The organism is Alloacidobacterium dinghuense (assembly GCF_014274465.1).
Lineage (GTDB): Bacteria > Acidobacteriota > Terriglobia > Terriglobales > Acidobacteriaceae > Alloacidobacterium > Alloacidobacterium dinghuense.
This window is the reverse complement of sequence record NZ_CP060394.1, coordinates 4,314,040-4,330,469: the sequence shown is the minus strand read 5'-3', so window position 1 is coordinate 4,330,469 and position 16,430 is coordinate 4,314,040. Positions and strand designations below refer to the sequence as shown.

Annotated in this window: 28 protein-coding genes and 1 pseudogene; all 29 read left to right on the top strand. The window is 58.5% G+C overall.

Features of this window, described 5'->3' with window-relative positions:
• The first annotated feature begins 45 nt into the window (after positions 1 to 45).
• The 29 genes and pseudogenes from tuf (at position 46) to rpsK (ending at position 16,334) form a co-directional block, all read left to right on the top strand.
• A pseudogene (gene tuf, locus H7849_RS17895) lies at positions 46 to 1,226 on the top strand (elongation factor Tu).
• A gap of 94 nt (positions 1,227 to 1,320) precedes the next feature.
• The gene (gene rpsJ, locus H7849_RS17890; protein WP_050059838.1) at positions 1,321 to 1,638 is read left to right on the top strand and encodes a 30S ribosomal protein S10; all 318 of its coding nucleotides are present in this window, start codon (positions 1,321 to 1,323) and stop codon (positions 1,636 to 1,638) included.
• Between the two features lie 109 nt (positions 1,639 to 1,747).
• Entirely contained in the window at positions 1,748 to 2,497 is a 750-nt protein-coding gene (rplC, locus tag H7849_RS17885; RefSeq protein ID WP_186741232.1) for a 50S ribosomal protein L3, read from the top strand.
• A 95-nt stretch (positions 2,498 to 2,592) separates the two neighbouring features.
• The gene (gene rplD / locus H7849_RS17880; protein ID WP_186741230.1) at positions 2,593 to 3,261 is read left to right on the top strand and encodes a 50S ribosomal protein L4; all 669 of its coding nucleotides are present in this window, start codon (positions 2,593 to 2,595) and stop codon (positions 3,259 to 3,261) included.
• Positions 3,261 to 3,554, top strand: coding sequence for a 50S ribosomal protein L23 (locus H7849_RS17875; RefSeq protein ID WP_186741228.1), 294 nt, complete (start codon positions 3,261 to 3,263; stop codon positions 3,552 to 3,554). The genes rplD and H7849_RS17875 overlap by 1 nt, the downstream gene beginning before the upstream one ends.
• 104 nt (positions 3,555 to 3,658) lie before the next feature.
• Positions 3,659 to 4,483 (top strand): 50S ribosomal protein L2, encoded by an 825-nt coding sequence (gene rplB / locus H7849_RS17870; RefSeq protein ID WP_186741226.1) that lies wholly within the window; start codon positions 3,659 to 3,661, stop codon positions 4,481 to 4,483.
• Positions 4,484 to 4,501: 18 nt separating this feature from the next.
• Complete coding sequence (gene rpsS / locus H7849_RS17865) at positions 4,502 to 4,789, top strand: 30S ribosomal protein S19 (RefSeq protein ID WP_158749670.1); 288 nt, start codon at positions 4,502 to 4,504, stop codon at positions 4,787 to 4,789.
• 33 nt (positions 4,790 to 4,822) lie between these two features.
• Positions 4,823 to 5,341 (top strand): 50S ribosomal protein L22, encoded by a 519-nt coding sequence (gene rplV, locus H7849_RS17860; protein WP_186741225.1) that lies wholly within the window; start codon positions 4,823 to 4,825, stop codon positions 5,339 to 5,341.
• 106 nt (positions 5,342 to 5,447) lie between these two features.
• Positions 5,448 to 6,119 carry a 30S ribosomal protein S3 gene (gene rpsC, locus H7849_RS17855; protein ID WP_186741223.1) on the top strand — a complete coding sequence of 224 codons (672 nt, stop codon included), beginning with the start codon at positions 5,448 to 5,450 and terminating at the stop codon, positions 6,117 to 6,119.
• 72 nt (positions 6,120 to 6,191) lie between these two features.
• Entirely contained in the window at positions 6,192 to 6,626 is a 435-nt protein-coding gene (gene rplP, locus H7849_RS17850; RefSeq protein ID WP_186741221.1) for a 50S ribosomal protein L16, read from the top strand.
• Between the two features lie 66 nt (positions 6,627 to 6,692).
• Positions 6,693 to 6,965, top strand: coding sequence for a 50S ribosomal protein L29 (rpmC, locus tag H7849_RS17845; RefSeq protein WP_186741219.1), 273 nt, complete (start codon positions 6,693 to 6,695; stop codon positions 6,963 to 6,965).
• Positions 6,966 to 6,968: 3 nt separating this feature from the next.
• Complete coding sequence (gene rpsQ / locus H7849_RS17840; protein ID WP_186741217.1) at positions 6,969 to 7,283, top strand: 30S ribosomal protein S17; 315 nt, start codon at positions 6,969 to 6,971, stop codon at positions 7,281 to 7,283.
• A 116-nt stretch (positions 7,284 to 7,399) separates the two neighbouring features.
• On the top strand, positions 7,400 to 7,771 hold the full coding sequence (rplN, locus tag H7849_RS17835; protein WP_186741215.1) for a 50S ribosomal protein L14: 372 nt from the start codon (positions 7,400 to 7,402) through the stop codon (positions 7,769 to 7,771).
• Between the two features lie 27 nt (positions 7,772 to 7,798).
• Positions 7,799 to 8,125, top strand: coding sequence for a 50S ribosomal protein L24 (gene rplX, locus H7849_RS17830; protein WP_186741213.1), 327 nt, complete (start codon positions 7,799 to 7,801; stop codon positions 8,123 to 8,125).
• A gap of 105 nt (positions 8,126 to 8,230) precedes the next feature.
• On the top strand, positions 8,231 to 8,779 hold the full coding sequence (rplE, locus tag H7849_RS17825; RefSeq protein ID WP_186741211.1) for a 50S ribosomal protein L5: 549 nt from the start codon (positions 8,231 to 8,233) through the stop codon (positions 8,777 to 8,779).
• Between the two features lie 22 nt (positions 8,780 to 8,801).
• Positions 8,802 to 8,987: a type Z 30S ribosomal protein S14 gene (locus H7849_RS17820; protein WP_186741209.1), complete on the top strand. Its 186-nt coding sequence runs from the start codon at positions 8,802 to 8,804 to the stop codon at positions 8,985 to 8,987.
• A 128-nt stretch (positions 8,988 to 9,115) separates the two neighbouring features.
• Positions 9,116 to 9,514 (top strand): 30S ribosomal protein S8, encoded by a 399-nt coding sequence (gene rpsH, locus H7849_RS17815; protein ID WP_186741207.1) that lies wholly within the window; start codon positions 9,116 to 9,118, stop codon positions 9,512 to 9,514.
• A gap of 169 nt (positions 9,515 to 9,683) precedes the next feature.
• A complete protein-coding gene (rplF, locus tag H7849_RS17810) occupies positions 9,684 to 10,223 on the top strand; it encodes a 50S ribosomal protein L6 (RefSeq protein ID WP_186741206.1) in 540 nt (179 codons plus the stop codon).
• A 136-nt stretch (positions 10,224 to 10,359) separates the two neighbouring features.
• The gene (rplR, locus tag H7849_RS17805; protein ID WP_186741204.1) at positions 10,360 to 10,716 is read left to right on the top strand and encodes a 50S ribosomal protein L18; all 357 of its coding nucleotides are present in this window, start codon (positions 10,360 to 10,362) and stop codon (positions 10,714 to 10,716) included.
• Between the two features lie 49 nt (positions 10,717 to 10,765).
• The gene (rpsE, locus tag H7849_RS17800; RefSeq protein WP_222439678.1) at positions 10,766 to 11,275 is read left to right on the top strand and encodes a 30S ribosomal protein S5; all 510 of its coding nucleotides are present in this window, start codon (positions 10,766 to 10,768) and stop codon (positions 11,273 to 11,275) included.
• A 3-nt stretch (positions 11,276 to 11,278) separates the two neighbouring features.
• On the top strand, positions 11,279 to 11,470 hold the full coding sequence (gene rpmD, locus H7849_RS17795) for a 50S ribosomal protein L30 (RefSeq protein WP_186741202.1): 192 nt from the start codon (positions 11,279 to 11,281) through the stop codon (positions 11,468 to 11,470).
• Between the two features lie 104 nt (positions 11,471 to 11,574).
• Positions 11,575 to 12,015: a 50S ribosomal protein L15 gene (gene rplO / locus H7849_RS17790; RefSeq protein ID WP_186741201.1), complete on the top strand. Its 441-nt coding sequence runs from the start codon at positions 11,575 to 11,577 to the stop codon at positions 12,013 to 12,015.
• Positions 12,016 to 12,060: 45 nt separating this feature from the next.
• Entirely contained in the window at positions 12,061 to 13,458 is a 1,398-nt protein-coding gene (secY, locus tag H7849_RS17785) for a preprotein translocase subunit SecY (protein WP_186741199.1), read from the top strand.
• Positions 13,459 to 14,175: an adenylate kinase gene (locus H7849_RS17780; protein WP_349627430.1), complete on the top strand. Its 717-nt coding sequence runs from the start codon at positions 13,459 to 13,461 to the stop codon at positions 14,173 to 14,175.
• Between the two features lie 7 nt (positions 14,176 to 14,182).
• The gene (map, locus tag H7849_RS17775; RefSeq protein WP_186741197.1) at positions 14,183 to 14,935 is read left to right on the top strand and encodes a type I methionyl aminopeptidase; all 753 of its coding nucleotides are present in this window, start codon (positions 14,183 to 14,185) and stop codon (positions 14,933 to 14,935) included.
• Between the two features lie 71 nt (positions 14,936 to 15,006).
• A complete protein-coding gene (infA, locus tag H7849_RS17770; protein WP_026442745.1) occupies positions 15,007 to 15,225 on the top strand; it encodes a translation initiation factor IF-1 in 219 nt (72 codons plus the stop codon).
• A gap of 11 nt (positions 15,226 to 15,236) precedes the next feature.
• On the top strand, positions 15,237 to 15,350 hold the full coding sequence (gene rpmJ / locus H7849_RS17765) for a 50S ribosomal protein L36 (RefSeq protein WP_081823653.1): 114 nt from the start codon (positions 15,237 to 15,239) through the stop codon (positions 15,348 to 15,350).
• 175 nt (positions 15,351 to 15,525) lie between these two features.
• Positions 15,526 to 15,912, top strand: a complete 387-nt coding sequence (gene rpsM, locus H7849_RS17760; RefSeq protein ID WP_186741195.1) for a 30S ribosomal protein S13 — start codon at positions 15,526 to 15,528, stop codon at positions 15,910 to 15,912.
• Complete coding sequence (rpsK, locus tag H7849_RS17755; RefSeq protein WP_186741193.1) at positions 15,912 to 16,334, top strand: 30S ribosomal protein S11; 423 nt, start codon at positions 15,912 to 15,914, stop codon at positions 16,332 to 16,334. Before rpsM ends, rpsK begins: the two co-directional genes overlap by 1 nt.
• The last annotated feature ends 96 nt before the right edge of the window (positions 16,335 to 16,430 follow it).

Below are 16,430 nucleotides of genomic sequence, written 5' to 3'. Positions count from 1 at the left end.
TGGTGAAGAAGAGCATTAGCAGGAATACGAGAGAGGAACAAGGCAATGGCGAAGGAGAAATTTGACCGGTCGAAGCCGCACGTGAATGTGGGGACGATTGGGCATATCGATCACGGGAAGACGACGTTGACGGCGGCGATCACGAAGGTGTTGTCGAAGCACAACCCGAACAACAAGTTCCGCTCGTTTGACACGATTGACAACGCTCCGGAAGAGCGCGAGCGCGGCATCACGATCGCAACGGCGCACGTCGAGTATGAGACGGGGAACCGTCACTACGCGCACGTCGATTGCCCCGGCCACGCCGACTACATCAAGAACATGATCACGGGCGCGGCGCAGATGGACGGCGCGATTCTGGTCGTTGCAGCGACCGATGGCCCGATGCCGCAGACCAAGGAGCACGTGCTGCTGGCCCGCCAGGTAGGCGTGCCGTACATCGTGGTGTTCCTGAACAAGTGCGATGCGGTTGAGGATCCGGAACTGATCGACCTGGTCGAGATGGAAGTGCGCGAGTTGCTGTCGAAGTACAACTTCCCCGGCGACGATGTGCCGGTGGTTCGCGGCTCGGCTCTGGGAGCCCTGAACGGCGAAGCGCAGTGGGAAGCGAAGATCGACGAGCTGATGGAGGCGGTGGACAAGAACGTTCCTCGCGCGTGCGATTGACCAGCCCTTCCTGATGCCGATCGAAGACATCTTCTCGATCCGGCCGTGGCACGGTGGTGACGGGCCGTATTGAGCGCGGCAAGGTGAAGGTGGGCGAGGAAGTAGAAATCGTCGGTTTCCGCGAGACCAGAAAGACGGTTGTGACGGGCGTGGAAATGTTCAAGAAGCAGCTGGATGAAGGTCTGGCTGGCGACAACGCTGGGCTTCTGCTGCGCGGTATTCCTAAGGAAGACGTCGAGCGCGGCATGGTGCTGGCCAAGACGGCGTCGATCACGCCGCACACGAAGTTCAAGGGTGAGATCTACGTGCTGTCGAAGGAAGAAGGTGGCCGTCATACGCCGTTTTTCAACGGCTACCGTCCGCAGTTCTACTTCCGCACGACGGACGTGACCGGATCGGCGCATCTGCCGGCGGGTACGGAGATGGTGATGCCGGGCGACAACATTTCGCTCGAGATCGAGCTGCATACCCCGGTGGCGATGGAGAAGGGCCTGAGGTTTGCGATCCGCGAAGGCGGACGCACGGTGGGCGCCGGCACCATTACCGAGATCTTGCAGTAGACGCTGGCCGCGTCGGGCAATCGCCGCCTTGCGGCGCATAAAAGTGAGTGGGTTGGCGGGATGAACTGCTGACCCACAGGAAGATTGACACGAGATGGTTGGACAGAGAATTCGCATTCGGCTGAAGGCTTATGACTACCGCGTACTCGACACTTCGACGGGCGAGATTGTAGACACCGCGAAGCGTACGGGCGCGCAGGTAGCCGGGCCGATTCCGTTGCCGACAGTGAAGAACAAGTATTGCGTGCTGCGTTCGCCGCACGTCGACAAGAAATCGCGTGAAGCTTTCGAGATCCGTACGCACAAGCGGCTGATCGACATTCTCGAGCCGACCCAGCAGACGGTCGATGCCCTGATGAAGCTCGATCTTCCTGCCGGTGTGGACGTCGAGATCAAGGCTTTCGAAAAATAGGACTAGCCGTCCAGGCGATTGCGCCTTGCGGCGCTAGAAAGCCACGGCAAGTTAAGAAAAACCTTCAGTGGCTGCGGAGGTTGCGCAGACATGATGGGGAGAGAAGACGATGTCAGTTACAGGGATTTTAGGCAAGAAGATCGGTATGACGCAGGTGTTCGATGAGAAGGGTGAAGTTCACCCGATCACCGTCCTGCAGGCCGGTCCTTGCGTGATTACACAGCTTAAGACGGCTGCGAAGGACGGCTACGACGCAGCCCAGATTGGACTGGTCGAGTTCGTGAAGGCTTCGAAAGTAACGAAGCCCCTGCAGGGACACTTTGCCAAGAACAACGTTCCTCCGGTGAAGCTTCTGAAGGAAGTTCCGGTGGAAGTCGCTGCGAAGAAGCCTGCCGAGGGCGAGGAGTCCTCGAATGGCGCTGTCAAGGCCGGCGATAAGGTCCTGGTCGATATCTTCTCCGACGAGAAGTATGTCGACGTTGTGGGTACGAGCAAGGGCCGTGGATTTGCCGGCGTTGTTCGCCGCCACAATTTCGGCGGCGGTCCCAAGTCGCACGGACACATGTTCCAGGTGCAGGGCTCGATCGGCGCATCGTCGTTTCCTTCGCGCGTGTTTCCCGGGCAGCGCATGCCGGGTCACATGGGCGTGGATCGCGTGACGGTTCGCAACCTGCGTATTCGCGGGATCGATATTGAAGAGAACCTGATCATGGTCGAAGGTGCGGTACCGGGTCCTCGCGACGGCTATGTGCTGATCTCGAAGGCGAAGGCTCCGCCGCGCGAGCGCCGCGGATTCGCGGGTTCGGGCACGGTCGATCCTCTGAAGGCTTCAAAGAAGGCTTCAGCAAAGAAGAAATAGGACTGCGCGTCCAGCGAACACGCGGCCTGATGGCCGCCTAGTTAGCAAGACGCTTTAGGGCTGAGACAAAGGTCTCAGGCTGAAAGAGAAAAACGATGGCAAACATTGACGTATTCGATCTCGGTGGACAGAAGGTTGGCTCGCTGGAGCTGGCTGATGAAGTCTTTGCGCCGAGCGAGGTAAACGAGGCGCTTCTGTGGGAAGCGGTGAAGCACTATCGTGCTTCGCTGCGCCAGGGAACGGCGGCGACGAAAAATCGCAAGCTGGTTTCCGGTTCGGGCAAGAAGCTCTGGAAGCAGAAGGGCACGGGCCGCGCGCGTATCGGCTCGGTGCGTTCGCCTCTGTGGCGGCATGGCGGCACGGTGCACGGACCGCAGCCCCGCTCCTATGACTATGCCTTCCCCAAGAAGAAGCTGCTGGGCGCGCTCCGCTCAGCGCTTGCCGCAAAGCTGCAGGACGGCAAGATCACGGTCGTCGAGAGCTTTGAGCTGAGCGAGCCCAAGACGAAGCTGTACCGTCAGGCGCTCAACAAGCTCGAAGCCAAGAAGACCGCCCTGCTGGTTGAGAACAGCAAGGAGCTGAGCCCAAATGTGGTTCTCGGCGCGCGCAATCTTAAGGGTGTAGAGCTGATGCTGAACAACGAAGTGCATCCGTACGATCTGCTGCGCTATGAGCGCGCGATCTTCTCGCGGCCTGCACTCGAACAGCTGCAGGCGGACCTCAAGAAGACGGTTTCAAAACGTAGAAAGGCGGAGGTGGCCTAATGCCGACAACGTATACAGTCATTCGCCGCCCGCTGATCACCGAAAAGGGACTGGGCGTTAAGGAAACTGAAGGAACGCTGGTTTTTGAAGTAGCCGCGAAGGCGACCAAGACCGAAGTGAAGCAGGCAGTCGAGGCTCTCTTCAAGGTGAAGGTGTCCGCTGTGCGCACGGCCACTGTTGCCGGCAAAGAGCGCCGTCGCGGTAAGTTTGCCGGTTTCCGCCCCGACTGGAAGAAGGCGTATGTGCGCCTGAAGTCGGGCGAGAAGATGCCGGATTACGTGAACAACCTGTAGTCAGAAGAACGACTCTGGTTACGAAAAGATGGATTGCTGCTCAGGAGAAAGCTATCTGAGCAAACGCTGGCTGAAGTGAGCTGGCGGCGAGAGAGAAGATAACGATGCCGATCAAGACATACAGACCGATCACACCATCGCTGCGGTTTCAGACCACGCTGGTGAATGACGACATCACGACGGACAAGCCGTATAAGCCGCTGCTTCAGATCAAGCAGCGCACCGGCGGACGCCGCAACTCGGGCGACCTGACCATTCGTCACCACGGCGGCGGCCACAAGCAGAAGCTGCGTTTGATCGACTTCAAGCGCAACAAGTATGGCGTTCCGGGCAAGGTGGCAACGATTGAGTACGATCCGAACCGGTCCTCCCGAATTGCTTTAATCAGCTACGCGGACGGCGAGAAGCGCTACATCCTGCAGCCGGTTGGGCTGAAGGTTGGACAGACCGTGATGAGCGGTCCCGAGGCCGACATCCTCGTCGGCAACGCGCTGCCGCTCAAAAACATTCCTGCCGGTACGACGGTGCACAATGTGGAGCTTCGTCCGGGCAAGGGCGCGCAGATGGTGCGCTCGGCTGGTTCTTCAGCGCAGCTGGTGGCCAAGGAAGGCGACTACGCGCTGCTGAAGCTGCCTTCCGGCGAAACCCGCAAAGTGCTGGTGGAGTGCATGGCGACGATTGGCCAGGTGGGCAACACCGATCACGAGAACGTGACGATCGGCAAGGCCGGACGCAATCGCTGGAAGGGTATCCGTCCTACGAACCGCGGTGTCTCGATGAACCCGGTCGATCACCCGCACGGTGGTGGTGAGGGCAAGACCTCAGGCGGACGTCATCCGGTGACCCCGTGGGGCCAGCCGACACGCGGCTACAAGACGCGCAACAACAAGCGGACCGACGCATTCATCGTCAGCCGCTACAGCAAGTAAGAGCGAAGAGGATTCCTGATGGCACGGTCGACGAAAAAAGGCCCGTTTATTGATACCCACCTGACGGTGAAGATTGATGCGTTGAACCAGGCGAACGATAAGAAGGTCGTCCGCACCTGGTCGCGTCGCTCGACGATCCACCCTGATTTTGTGGGACACACAATCGCGGTGCACAACGGCAAGAAGTTTGTGCCGGTGTACGTGACGGAAAACATGGTGGGACACAAGCTGGGTGAGTTTGCGGCCACGCGCACATTTAAGGGTCACTCGGCGAAGGCCGCGGAATCGTCGGCGAAGCCGCGGTAAACGCGAAGTTTTAGAAGGATTAGAGGCAAGCCAATGCAATTGGACACACGGGAATTTCGGGCTGAAGCCAAGTTTCAGCGGGTATCGCCGCAGAAGGCGCGGCTGGTGCTCGATCTGATCAAGGGCCGCGGGGTGGAAGAAGCGCTGAATACAGTCGCGTTCACCAAAAAGGCTGTTGCTCCGCTGGTTGAGAAGGTGCTGCGCTCCGCGCTGCAGAACGCCAACTATCTGAGCCAGGAGCAGGGGCTCGACGTGGATGTGGACAACCTCTACGTGAAGAATGCGATTGCCAATGAAGGCCCGCGTATGAAGCGTATCCGCCCGGCGCCAATGGGCCGTGCTTATCGCTATCAGCGCCGCCTGGCCCACATCGTGATCTCCGTGGCTGAGCGCAAGCAGGACGGTCTGGTCCAGACAGTCGACGCGGAAGCGTCTGCCGCGGCGAAGCCCGCCAAGAAGAAGGCTCCTGTAAAGAAGGCCGCAGCCAAGAAGACTGCGACAAAGAAGCCGGCAGCGAAGAAATCGCCTGCCAAGAAGGCTGCGAAGAAGTAGGTGAATCGCGGAGCGAGCGCCGAGTAGCGCGAGCAAAGCGAGAGGGTAGGGACGAGAGCCAAAGGCGCGAAGTCACAACCCTAAAAGGTAGGAATTAGAGGGAACTATGGGACAGAAAGTCCATCCTTACGGATTTCGGATTGGTATCAACAAGCCGTGGCGTTCGCGCTGGTTCAGCGAGCGCGACTATGACAAGCTCCTTGTCGAAGACGTCAAGCTCAAGAAAGAGCTCAAGGACAAGCTGAAGGCCGCCGGCGTCAGCTCGGTCGAGGTCGAACGTCCGGGCAACAAGCTGCGGATCATCATCCGCACCGCGCGTCCGGGCATTATCATCGGCCGCAAGGGCGCTGAGATCGAGAAGCTCAAGGTTGAGTTGCAGAAGCGCACCAACCGTGATGTTTTCATCGATATTCTTGAAGTCAACAAGCCTGAGCTCGATGCGCAGCTGGTAGCCGAGAACATCGCCCTGCAGTTGGAGAAGCGTGTCGGCTTCCGTCGCGCGATGCGCAAGTCCGTCGATTCGGCGCTGCGTTTCGGCTGCAAGGGTATCAAGGTTCGCGTCTCGGGCCGCTTGAACGGCAACGAAATCGCCCGTTCCGAGTGGTATCTGCAGGGTCGTCTGCCGCTGCACACGCTGCGCGCGGACATTGACTACGGCTTTGCCGAAGCGCGCACGACGTATGGCGTGATCGGCGTGAAGGCTTGGATCTATCGCGGAGACATTTACCAGCAGAGACGGCGTGAGCCGCAGGCTGCGGTGGGTACGTCGGTATTTTAGATCCCGCCCTGACTTCGTCAGGATGGGGCACCCAGCGATGCGATTCGCTGAAAGCTAGTTGAGGGTTTCATTATGTTGATGCCAAAGAAGGTCAAGTATCGCAAGCAGCAGAAGGGCAAGATGCGCGGCAAGGCATGGCGCGGCTCTGAGCTGTCGTTCGGCGATTTCGGCCTGAAGGTCATGGAGTGCGGTTATATTACAGACCGCCAGATCGAGGCCAGCCGTATTGCGATGACGCGCTTCATCAAGCGTGGCGGCAAAGTCTGGCTGCGCGTCTTTCCGGACAAGCCGGTCACGAAGAAGCCGGCCGAAGTTCGAATGGGTTCGGGCAAGGGTCCGCTCGATCACTGGTCCGCGGTTGTGCGTCCAGGCAAGATCCTGTTCGAGATGGAAGGTGTAGCGCCGGAGATCGCGCAGGAAGCCATGCGCCTGGCTTCGAACAAGCTGCCGCTCAAGACGCGTTTTGTTCAGCGTCATACGGTCAAGGCTGTGGTCGCAGCGAAGTAAGGCCAACAGATTCAGGGAGACTCGGGTTGCATTAGCCCGCTGTCCCGGAGAGAAGACGAAGAAGAGATGGAACTCGAAAAGATTCGCAATCTGAGCGACACCGAGCTCAACGTCGAAGAGCACAAGGCGGCTGAACAGCTGTTTCGCCTGCGCTTCCAGATGAAGCTCGGCCAGAGTGAAGGCGTAAAGAAGCTGCGCGGGCTGAAGAAAGATATCGCTCGCATCAAGACGATTTCGCGCGAGCGCGAGCTGAAGCTGCATGGCGAGGCTCCGAAGGCGGAATCGGCAGCGCCGGTGAAGGCCGCGAAGGCAAAGAAGACCAAGAAGGAGGCTCGCTAAGCCATGACTGAAGTAAAGAGCGAAGCCACAGTAGAATCGCGCCGCAACGAGAAGGTCGGCCAGGTCGTTTCGACCAAGATGCAGAAGACCATCGTCGTGGAAGTAGAGATGCGCAAGGCGCATCCGAAGTACAAGCGCATCGTGAAGAGCAGCAAGAAGTTCTATGCGCATGACGAACAGAACTCGGCGCGCGTGGGCGACGTGGTCCGCATTCGCGAGACCCGTCCGCTAAGCAAGCTGAAGCGCTGGCAGCTGGAAGAGATTGTCCGCCGCTCCGCGCTGGCACAAGTAGAAGCAGCAGCACCGGTCGCTGAGTAAGCGCCGCTTTTGAATTTAGTAACGGGTGAATTGCGGAGCGAGCGCCGAGATAGCGCGAGCAGAGCAAGAGGGCGAGAGCAGTAGTACCGCGAAGCCCTGGAAGGTGGAGAACTACGATGGCAGTGCAGATGAGAACCATGCTTGAGGTGGCCGACAACTCCGGCGCCCGCAAACTGCAAATGATTCTGCCGCTGGGTGGCGCAAGCGGCAAGAAGGCCGGTCTTGGCGATGTCATCACAGCCGCGGTGAAGGAAGCCTCGCCCGATGGCCAGGTGAAAAAGGGCAAAGTGGTGAAGGCCGTTGTGGTCCGCACGCGTAAAGAAACGCGCCGCCGCGACGGAACCTACATCCGCTTCGACACGAACGCCGCCGTGCTGATCAACGAAGCCGGTGAGCCGGTCGGAACGCGCGTGTTTGGCCCAGTTGCTCGCGAACTGCGCGAGAAGAAGTTTTTGAAGATTGTTTCGCTGGCTCCTGAAGTTCTTTAATTCAGCCCGGCAAGTAAAGGGAATCGTATGAGTTTGAACATACAGCGCAATGACCAGGTGGAAGTGATCGCAGGCACCGATAAGGGCAAGCGCGGCCGCGTGCTGCGCGTCGTGCCTGATGAAAACCGTATCCTCGTCGAGCATGTGCGGATGATCAAGAAGAATGTCCGCCCGAATCCGCAGCGGAACATCAAGGGCGGCATCGCCGAGCAGGAAGCTCCGATCCACCTTTCAAACGTGGCTCTGGTTTGCCCGAGCTGCGGTCCAACCCGCGTGGGACACAAGTTTGAAGGCGACACGAAAGTTCGCGTGTGCAAGAAGTGCGGACAGACGTTAGCGCCGAAAAAGAAGTAGGACTGGTCCAGACGATCGCGCCTGAATGGCGCAAATCGATTACCCTCCGTAACGGTAAACGGCGAAATGCTAACCCGAGACCGGAGAAGAAAAGAGAAGAAGCAAATGGCAGCAAGACTGAAAGAGAAGTATCAGAAGGAAATCAAGGGCGCGCTCCAGAAGGAGCTGGGTCTTGAGAACACGATGGCGGTTCCGCGCCTCGAGAAGATCGTTCTGAATATGGGTCTGGGCGAATCGACGCAGAACTCGAAGATGATCGACCCGCTCGTGGCCGACCTCGCCTCGATCACCGGTCAGAAGCCGGTGCTGACCAAGGCGAAGAAATCCATTGCTGCCTTCAAGGTGCGCGAGGGCATGTCGATTGGCGCGATGGTCACGCTGCGCGGCGATGCGATGTACGAGTTCCTCGACCGTCTGATTTCCGTAGCGCTGCCCCGTGTTCGCGATTTCCGCGGAGTTTCGACGAAGAGCTTTGACGGCCGTGGCAACTACACGCTTGGCCTGCGCGACCAGCTGATCTTCGCTGAGATCGATTACGCGAAGGTCGACAAGCTGAAGGGCATGAACGTCACGATTGTGACCTCGGCCCAGGACGACAATTCGGCGCGCGCGCTGCTCAAGCAGTTTGGCATGCCGTTCCGCCAGACGGCGTAAGGAAGTAGAGGATCTAAGAAATATGGCAACGACCGCAAAAAGAGTAAAAGACGCCCGCAAGCCGAAGTTTTCTTCTCGCCAGCACAACCGCTGCAAGCTGTGCGGACGCCCGCGCGCGTATCTGCGCAAGTTCGGCGTCTGCCGTCTGTGCTTCCGTGGGTTGGCTCTCAAGGGAGAGATCCCCGGCGTAGTTAAGTCCAGCTGGTAGGACTGCGCGTCCAGCGATACGCGCCTTGCAGCGCCTAACAAATTCGCGTTTGAGCACAATGCTCAACGCCAAGACATTCCCGCAGGTTCTCTGCTATCGCAGAGCGAACGGGGGATGAAGGAGAAACGATGAGCTTTACCGATCCAGTAGCAGATTTCCTGACGCGCTTGCGGAATTCGATCCGCGCGCGCCACCAGAAGCTGGATGTTCCGGCCTCGAAGCTGAAGACCGAGATCGCCCGCATTCTGAAGGAAGAGGGCTATATCGCCAACTACAAGGCCGCTGAAGAGAATGGCCGCAATGTGCTGCGCGTGTACCTCAAGTACGGCGCCAACAACGAAGCTGCTATCCGCGACCTCGCTCGCGTTTCGCGCCCGGGCTGCCGTGTCTACATCGGTCGCGACGAGATCAAGCGCGTACAGGGTGGACTTGGCATCAGCATCATGACCACGCCTCGCGGCGTCATGACCGGCCGTCAGGCACGTAAAGAAGGCGTAGGCGGCGAAATCCTCTGCGAAGTCTGGTGATGCTGGCCGCATCGGGCGGACGCGCCTTTGGCGCCGTTCTTGCCTGAGCGGATGATATGGGTCGCGCCGTTGGCGCGAATGCAGGAATAAAGTTGGGCGGGCGAAAAGCTCGCTGGCTGCAGTGGAACGGATCAAAAATCCGGGACTCGCAAGCCGTAAAGGATTTGAAATGTCGCGTATTGGTAAGAAGCCGATTCCGTTGCCGCAGGGCGTGAAGTACAGCGTCAAGGGCAATACCATCGTTGTCGAAGGCCCGAAGGGCAAGGTTGAGCAGGTGATTCCTTCCGGCATCAAGCTGGAGACGGAAGACGGGCATATCGTTGCCAGCCGTGAAAGCGATTCGCAGGCTGCGATTCATGGTCTGACACGCGCTCTGGTGGCCAACGCTGTCGAAGGCGTGACCAAGGGTTGGTCGAAGGATCTGGACATCGTCGGCATCGGTTACCGTGTTGAGTTGAAGGGTAAGGACACCGTGGTGTTCACGCTTGGCTATTCGCACCCGATTGAATTTCCGCTGCCCACCGGCATCACGGTGGCGATTGATCCCAAGCAGACCCGCATTACCGTCAGCGGTATCGATCGCCAGAAGGTCGGCCAGATAGCTGCTGATATGCGCTCGTTGCGCAAGCCCGATCCGTACAAGAACAAGGGAGTGCGTTACTCGGACGAGAAGCTGAAGAAGAAGGTTGGCAAGACTGGAGCGAAGTAATCGCGTTTGCGAGGCGTTTGAGCCTCGCGCGATTATCCTGAGGAGCGCAAAGCGCGACGAAGGATCTCGACGCTAGCTGAATCGATAACCGAACGGACCCGCAGGGCGGCTCCGCTGTTAGGAAGGAAGACGAGAAATGATTACGCAGATCAACAGAAACGAAATTCGCCAGCGCATTCACACGCGCATCCGCGAGAAGATGACTGGTACTCCAGAGCGTCCGCGCCTCAATGTCTACCGCTCGCTGAACCACATCTATGCCCAGGTCATCGACGACTCCAAGGGTGTCACCGTGGTTTCCGCGTCGACGAAGGCAGCCAAGCTGAAGACCGGCGGCAACATTGCAGCGGCGAAGGAAATTGGCAAGCTGGTGGCTGAGCGCGCGCAGGAAAAGGGCATCAAGAAGGTTGTCTTTGATCGCGGCGGTTATCTCTATCACGGACGCATCAAGGCCCTGGCCGATGCGGCGCGGGAAGCCGGTCTCGAGTTCTAAAAGTTTTAGGCGCGGCCTAAGGCCTCGCCAGAAGGAAATCAGGAAGCGAATGGCAACACTGAAAAAGAAACTGGATGCCGGACAGTACAACCTGAAGGATCAGGTTGTCGCGATCAACCGCGTGACCAAGGTCGTCAAGGGCGGCAAGAACATGTCCTTTGCCGCGCTGGTCGTCGTGGGCGATCCGGGTGCCGGTGTCGTAGGCTATGGCTCGGGCAAAGCGAAGGAAGTGCCGCAGGCAATCCGCAAGGGCATTGAAGCGGCCAAGAAGAACCTGGTCCGCATCAACCTGACGGAAACAACAATTCCGCACCAGGTACTGGGCCGCTACGGTTCGGGCCACGTGCTGTTGAAGCCGGCTCCGGAAGGTACGGGCGTGATCGCTGGCGGCGCAGTGCGCGCGGTGATGACCTCGGCTGGCGTGCAGAACGTTCTCACCAAGAGCCTCGGCACTGCCAACCCACACAACGTGATCAAGGCGACCTTCGACGCCCTCGTTCAGCTGCGCGATCGCGAGGAAGTGGCAGCGCTCCGCGGCAAGCAGGTACAGGAGTTATAAGTCATGGCCGAAACCAAGGCAAAGATCAAGATTCAGTACTACCGCTCGTTCATTCAGGCTCCCGTGAAGCACAAGAAGGTCGTCAAGGGCCTCGGTTTTACTCGCCTGAACCAGGTTGTCGAGCGTGAGGATACGCCGTCGATTCGTGGCATGGTCAATGCTGTGCCCCATCTTGTACGGATCGTCGAGAACTAGCCGTTCAGGCGAACGCGCCTCACGGCGCATTGAATCTGGCGTAAGCCAGCAATTTAAAAGCGAGTCGGTCAGGGCAAGCCTGCCCGGCGTATAGCGAGGACATCATGAATCTTTCCAATCTCAGAGCGCCGAAGAAGGCGAACAGCAACAAGAAGCGTGTCGGCCGTGGTATGGGCTCCGGCATGGGTAAGACCTCGACCCGTGGACACAAGGGACAGGGTTCCCGCTCGGGTTCGAGCCTGATGCGCGGTTTTGAAGGCGGCCAGATGCCGCTGCACCGCCGTTTGCCGAAGCGCGGCTTCACCAACATCTTCCGCACCGAATACACGGTTCTGAACCTCGACCGCCTGGTGGAACTGGGCGAGACCGAGCTGACCATCGAGTTCTTCGCGGCCAAGGGTCTGATCAAGAAGCACGAGGGCCTGCTCAAGGTTCTGGGCAACGGCGAGCTGACCAAAGCGATCACCGTCCACGCGCACAAGTTCTCGAAGTCCGCTCAGGAAAAAATCGAGAAGGCGGGCGGCAAGGCAATTCTGGTAGCGTAAGGCGAGGGGCCTCGCGAAGAGGCTCGAGTGGGAACCTGAATCTTCATGTTTGAGAAATTCGCCAACATCTTCCGCATCCCTGACCTGCGCAAGCGAGTCCTGTTCACGATGGCGATGCTTGCCGTTTACCGCCTTGGCGCATTCATTCCCACTCCAGGAGTGAATGCCACAGCGCTCGAACATTTCTTCGACTCGCAGGCCGGTAGCTCGCTTGGTCTCGTGAACTTATTCAGCGGCGGCAATTTGCGCCGACTCACCGTTTTCGCTCTGGGGATCATGCCGTACATCACGGCATCCATTATTTTCCAGCTGCTGACGGTGGTCTATGAGCCGCTGGCGCGCCTGCAGAAAGAAGGCGAGTTGGGGCGGCGGAAGATAACGCAGTGGACGCGTTACCTGACCGTTGTGCTGGGCATTGTACAGTCGCTTGCGATTGCTCTGACTCTGTTGCATGGCTCGGGCGACTTGCAACTGGTGCTAAATCCTGGCGCCGGCTTCGTCATTATGACGGTGCTCACGCTGACCACTGGTACGGCATTCATCATGTGGCTGGGCGAGCAGATTACCGATCGCGGCGTCGGCAACGGCATGAGCTTGCTCATCTTCGCCGGTATTGTCGTAGGCCTGCCGCGGGCAATCGGAGAATTAGTTGACACCGCCAAGGCGGAGAAGTTCGGCGCTTTTACGGTTCCGGCGCTGATTCTGCTGGTTGCCGCCATGATTGCCGTCGTGGCCTTCATCGTTTTCGTCGAGCGCAGCGAACGCCGTATCCCGGTGCAGTATGCCAAGCGTATCGTCGGTCGCAGGCTGATGGGCGGTCAATCGACACACCTGCCCCTGAAGGTGAATTCCGGGGGCGTTATGCCGGTCATCTTCGCAGCGTCGGTTTTGTCGGCTCCACTGCTTTTTGCGCAGGCGAATTTCGTTCGCAACAGCGCATTCCTCACACGTGTCTTTGACGCGTTGCATGCCGGCGAGCCATGGTATGAGCTTTTATATATGGTAGCTATCGTCTTCTTCGCATATTTCTACATCTCGATCGTCTTCCGTCCCGATGACATCGCTGACAATATGCGCAAGTACGGCGGTTTTATTCCCGGGATCCGTCCGGGCAAGCGGACATCGGATTTCATCAACGATATCCTGACCCGCATTACGCTGGTGGGCGCGTTGTACCTGATCGTCATTTCGATCATCCCGCAGATTCTCATCAGCGGTATCCACCTGAACCATCTCTGGTTGATTGGGCCGCTTTTTGAACGTCTACCGCTGTGGGTGACCAACGGTCTCGGCTTTAATTTCTACTTCGGTGGAACTTCGCTGCTGATCGTTGTCGGCGTAGCCATGGACACCGTCAACCAGGTGGAATCGCAGCTCATCATGCGCCATTATGAAGGCTTCTCCCCGCGGAGCGGACGCATCCGCGGAAGGCGGGCCTGGTAAGTGTCTGTTGCGGTGATTGAGAAGCGGACGGCGGACGGGAAAACCATGCGCGTCAACCCCGGTCCCATTCTTCTACTCGGAGCACCCGGAGTCGGCAAAGGAACCCAGGCCCAGGCCATCATGGGAGCCTGGGGTATTCCACAGATTTCAACCGGCGATATCCTCCGTTCCAATGTCTCCGGCGGCACGGAACTGGGCAAAAAAGCCAAGGCCATCATGGACCGGGGTGAGTTGGTCTCCGACGATCTGGTCAATGACATGGTCGCCGACCGCCTGCTGCGGCCCGATACCGCCAACGGCTACATTCTGGATGGTTTCCCGCGCACTCTGGGACAGGCAGAGTGGCTGGATTCGTACCTGGCGGCGCCACCGGGCAGCCTTCCGGTCATTGCTGTCAGCATTAAAGTAGGGTATACTCAGTTACTGCGCCGTATTACCGGCAGGCGCACCTGTCCAGTCTGCAAGAGCAGCTATAACATCTACTTGCAGCCGCCGAAGGTCGATGAGAAATGTGATCTCGACGGCACGCCTCTGGCGCGGCGATCAGACGACACGGAAGAAGTTTTTGAAGAGCGGATGCGGACCTATGAGTCGCTGACAGCTCCGGTCGTGGAGCATTACCGTGCTCTGGGACGGTTTGAGGAAGTGGACGGAGAACAGCCGGTGGACGCAGTTGCAGCTGCAGTGATGGCTGCTGTTCTGCGTTTGAGGGGATGACCGGCCGATGGCGATCATGATTAAAACACCGCAAGAAGTTGAGAAGATGCGGCGCAGCGGAACGGTAGTTCGCGAGATTCTGGACTACGTGAGCGGCTTTGTGAAGCCGGGCGCGACGACCATGGATCTGGAGAACGTAGCCGCCGCCAAGATGGAAGAGATGGGCGCGACGCCAGCGTTCAAAGGGTATCGTGGATATCCTGCTGTGCTGTGCACGTCGGTCAATAGCGAAGTGGTGCACGGCATTCCATCTGCGAACCGTGTGTTGCGCGAGGGCGATATCGTCTCGATTGACACCGGTGTGATCATCGATGGGTTTTACGGTGATTCGGCGATCACCGTGCCAGTAGGTGAAAAAATTGCGCCGAAGACGCAGCGCCTTCTGGAAGTCACGAAGGCATCGCTCGAAAACGGCATCCGCGCAGTGAAGCCGGGTGCATTCTTAGGCGATATCGGCGCTGCGGTGCAGGAAGTAGTGGAGGCCGACGGCTTCAGCGTAGTGCGGGAGTTTGTTGGACACGGGATTGGTACACGGCTGCATGAAGATCCGCAGGTGCCGAATTATGGCCGCCGTGGACAGGGTTTGAAGCTGCGCGAAGGCATGGTGCTCTGCATCGAGCCGATGGTGAACTCAGGCAAGCCTGGTGTGCAGGTGCTGAGCGACGGGTGGACTGCGGTGACGGAAGACGGAAGTTTGAGCGCACATTTTGAGCACACGGTAGCGGTTACGGCTGAAGGCGCTGTTGTTCTGACGCAGTGAGCTCTGTGGTTTTGACGCAGTAAGTTTTTGAGGCGAGGCCTGCGGAAGGCAGGCGGAATCGGGATATCTGATTGTCGAAGGAAGACGCGATTGAGGTAATGGCAACGGTCCTTGAGACGTTGCCAAACGCCATGTTTAAAGTCGAGCTTGAGAACAAGCACCAGGTTCTGGCGCACGTCTCAGGCCGCATGCGAAAGAACTTTATTCGCATTCTCCCGGGAGACCGGGTCGCGGTAGAACTCAGCCCATACGATTTGACGCGCGGGCGCATCGTCTATCGTTACAAGTAAGGGAGCAGTCAATGAAGGTTCGTGCATCGGTAAAGAAGATTTGTGACAAGTGCAAGATCATTCACCGCCGTGGTGTGGTGCGCGTGATCTGCGAGAACTCAAAGCATAAGCAGCGCCAGGGTTAAGGCCTAGGCGTCTGATCCAGACAGGCAAGAATCTGAAAGCGGTGGGGCTAGTTAGCCAGGAAAGGCTTGCGATGAACCCCAAGATTCAAACAAAAAGCCTGTCAGAAACGCCGGTCTGAAATCAGACCGGCTTAGCCGCCCCGGAGTTTCTGGGGCAACATAGAGAAGGACAAGCATGGCACGTATTGCTGGCGTCGATCTGCCCCGCAACAAGCAGGCTCGGATCGCGCTCACTTACATCTACGGGATCGGCAACCCGCGTGCGCTGCGCATCCTTGGAGCTGCGAACGTTGATCCGTTCAAGAAGATCCAGGATCTCGGCGAAGACGAGGTAAACCGCATCCGCCAGGTAATCGAGAATGAAGGCGATGTCGAAGGTGACCTTCGCAAAGACGTCTCGATGCACATTAAGCGGCTCATCGACATTCAGTCTTATCGTGGACTGCGTCACCGCCGTGGTCTCCCCACGCGCGGGCAGCGCACACACACCAATGCACGCACCCGTAAGGGGCCGCGTAAGGGCACGGTAGCGAACAAGAAGAAAGCGACGGCGAAGACCTAATGGCAAAAGCACAGCAGGGCGCTGGCGGAAAGGCCGCCACCAAGAACAAGAAGTTCAAGAAGCGCGAGCGCAAGAATGTGCCGTACGGTCTGGTCTACATTCAGGCTTCGTTCAACAACACCATCGTGACGATCACCGACGGTCAGGGCAACACCATCTCGTGGAAGAGTTCGGGCTCGCTCGGCTTCCGTGGCTCGCGTAAGGGCACCCCGTTCGCCGCGCAGCAGGCAGCCATCAACGCCGCCAACCAGGCGCGCGATCACGGTCTGCGCTCGGTTGATGTCCGCGTCGCCGGTCCCGGGTCGGGCCGCGAATCTGCGGTACGTGCGCTGGCAGCGGCTGGCATTGAAGTCCGCTCCATCCGCGACGTTACCCCGATTCCGCACAACGGCTGTCGTCCGCCGAAGCGTCGCAGAGTGTAAGTTGCGTTTCACCGCGTGGGCATTCGCTTATGCAGTGAAACTACGATAAAATAAAAAGGTTTGGACTGGGATGAAGCGCCTGCCTGCGCGTAAACC